Genomic DNA, 2,830 nt, shown 5'->3' with positions numbered 1-2,830 from the left:
GCTGCCGCATGTGCGCGCGGTGGGCGGCACCGTCGTCGTCGTCACCACCGCCGCCACCACCCGCTACCCGGTCCGGGACGGCCTGTCCGCGGTCCCCAAGGGCGCGGTCGAGCAGCTGGTGCGGGGCCTGGCGGCGGAGGAGGGCCGGTTCGGGGTCCGTGTGAACTGCGTGGGCCCGGGGATGCTCACCGACGGGATGGCCGAGAGGCTCATCTCCTCCGGCGACCTCGACGACCGCGCACTCGAGGTCACCCGCCGCAACATCCCGCTGCGACGGTTCGGGACCGCGGTGGACGTCGCCGAGGCCGTGGCGTTCCTCGCCTCCGACCGGGCGGGCTTCATCTCCGGCCAGAAACTCGACGTCGACGGTGGTTACGGCGTCTGAACGGCGGAGGCGACGGCGTCTGGACGACGGTGGTGACGGCGTATGAATCCGATCCGGCGAGCGGGTCCGGTACAGTACCAACCAAGCACTTGCTAGGTAAGGAGATCCCCAGCTCATGACCGACGCACCGATCCCCCCGGTCCTCGGGGTCGACGACCTCGGGCCGGACACCCAGCCCGTCGCCTACGAGGTCACCGACGGCACCGCGTACGTCACCCTCAACCGACCGGACTTCCGCAACGCGCAGAACTCGGTGATGACGTACTCGCTGGACAACGCCTTCATCAGGGCCGTGGAGGACGACACGGTCAAGGTGATCGTCCTGCGGGCCAACGGCAAGCACTTCTCGGCCGGCCACGACATCGGCACCACCGAGCGCGACCACCACGTGGAGTACCCCAACCGCGCCTCGATCTGGTGGGACCACACCACCCGCGGCGGCGGCGACCGGCGGCTGGCCCGCGAGACCGAGGTCTACGTCCAGATGTGTCGCCGCTGGCGCGAGATCCCCAAGCCGATGATCGCCCAGGTGCACGGCGCGTGCATCGCCGGCGGCCTGATGCTGGCGTGGATCTGCGACTTCATCGTGGCCTCCGACGACGCGTTCTTCTCCGACCCGGTGGTCAAGATGGGGATCCCCGGTGTCGAGTACTTCGCCCACGCCTTCGTCCTGGGCCCCCGCCGTGCCAAGGAGATCCTCTACACCGGTCGCAGATTCGGTGCGGCCGAGGCGCTGGACTGGGGCATGCTCAACCACGTCGTGCCGCGCGAGGAGCTGCAGGCGAAGGTCGACGAGATCGCCGGTGAGATCGCCGCGATGCCCGCCTTCGGCCTGACCCTGGCCAAGAAGGTCATCAATTCGAACGAGGACCAGATGGGCCTGCAGACCTCGCTGGACACGGCGTTCGGCTGGCACATGTTCGCCCACTCGGCCAACGCGGAGCCCGACGACACCGACTCGTTCTCCGCCTCCCTCGGCGGGATGGACGCGCGCTCGATGCGCGACAGCGCCAACACGGGCTCGACCGGCGGCCCCGCCCCGACCGGCGAGCAGAAGGGCTGACGCCGTGGATCTGGATCTGGACGCCTCGACACGGGAGTTCCGCCTCGAGGTGCGCGACTGGCTCGCCGCGAACGTGCCGTCCGAGCCGCTCCCACACATGGACACCCGCGAGGGCTTCGAGGCCCACCGCGAGTGGGAGCGAAAGATGGCCGACGCCCGCATGTCGGTCGTGTCGTGGCCCGAGGAGTTCGGCGGCCGCGACTGCGGACTGGTCAACTGGGTGGTCTTCGAGGAGGAGTACTTCCGCGCGGGCGCACCCCTGCGGGTGAGCCAGAACGGCATCTTCCTGCTCGCACCGACCCTGTTCGATCACGCGACCCCCGAGCAGTTGGCGCACATCATGCCGCGCATGGCCCGCGCCGACGACATCTGGGCGCAGGCCTGGTCCGAGCCGGAGGCGGGGTCCGACCTGGCGTCGCTGCGCTCGACGGCTACGCGTGTGGACGGCGGCTGGCTGCTCAGCGGCCAGAAGGTGTGGTCCACCCGCGCCTCGTTCGCCGACAAGGGTTTCGGGCTGTTCCGCACCGACCCGGACGAGCCCCGCCACAAGGGCCTGACCTACTTCATGTTCGACCTGCGGGCCGAGGGCGTCACCGTGCGCCCGATCGACCAGCTCGACGGCCTGCCCGGTTTCGCGGAGCTGTTCCTCGAGGACGTCTTCGTGCCCGACGACCCGGCGGATCCCGCCGAGTCCGGCGTGATCGGCGAGGTCAACCAGGGCTGGAAGGTGGCGATGTCCACCGCCAACAACGAGCGCGGGCTCTCCCTGCGCTCGCCGGGGCGGTTCCTCGCCACCACCGACCGACTGCTCGAGCTGTGGGGTTCCCGCCGGGCGGACCTGGACCAGCGCAGCCGGGGCGCCCTGGCCGACAAGGTGGTGGACGCGTGGATCGGCTCGCGCGCCTACGAGCTGAGCACCTGGAAGACGGTCACCACGCTCACCGGCGGCGCCAACCTGGGCTTCGAGTCCTCGATCAACAAGGTCTTCTGGTCGGACTGGGACATCGCCACCCACGAGACCGCCCTCGACCTGCTCGGCACGGCCGGAGAGTTCGCCGGGGAGCAGTGGATGGACGGATACCTGTTCGCCCTCGCCGGGCCGATCTACGCCGGCACCAACGAGGTACAGAAGAACATCATCGCCGAGCGCCTCCTCGGCCTTCCGCGCGGCTGACGGGACACGGAGCACCATGAGATTCGCACTCGACCCCGAGATCACCGACTTCGCGGCGAGCATCGACTCGCTGCTGACACGGTCCGACCTGCCGTCGGTCATCCGCGCCTGGAGCGCGGGCGACACCGGCCCCGGCACCACCGTGTGGGGCAGGGTCGCCGAGACCGGCGCCGCGGCCCTGCTCATCGACGAGGACGCCGGCGGGGCC

The 2,830-nt window shown here is 70.2% G+C and carries 3 protein-coding genes and 1 pseudogene; all 4 read left to right on the top strand.

The window, feature by feature from the left end; translation table 11 throughout:
• Positions 1-385, top strand: a 385-nt coding sequence (locus G6020_RS11295; protein ID WP_182610695.1) for an SDR family oxidoreductase, incomplete at its 5' end; no start/stop codon positions are given.
• Positions 386-500: 115 nt separating this feature from the next.
• A complete protein-coding gene (locus G6020_RS11290; RefSeq protein ID WP_182610694.1) occupies positions 501-1,448 on the top strand; it encodes an enoyl-CoA hydratase in 948 nt (315 codons plus the stop codon).
• Between the two features lie 4 nt (positions 1,449-1,452).
• A complete protein-coding gene (locus tag G6020_RS11285) occupies positions 1,453-2,622 on the top strand; it encodes an acyl-CoA dehydrogenase family protein (RefSeq protein ID WP_182610693.1) in 1,170 nt (389 codons plus the stop codon).
• A 16-nt stretch (positions 2,623-2,638) separates the two neighbouring features.
• A pseudogene (locus tag G6020_RS11280) lies at positions 2,639-2,830 on the top strand (acyl-CoA dehydrogenase); the annotation flags it as partial.

Source organism: Dietzia sp. B19 (assembly GCF_014145155.1).
GTDB classification, from domain to species: domain Bacteria; phylum Actinomycetota; class Actinomycetes; order Mycobacteriales; family Mycobacteriaceae; genus Dietzia; species Dietzia natronolimnaea.
This window is presented reverse-complemented; position numbering and strand designations above follow the sequence as displayed.

Excerpts from the sequence above, each read along its gene's own strand:
- G6020_RS11290 (WP_182610694.1), top strand. The coding sequence starts at position 501 with ATGACCGACGCACCGATCCCCCCGGTCCTCGGGGTCGACGACCTCGGG.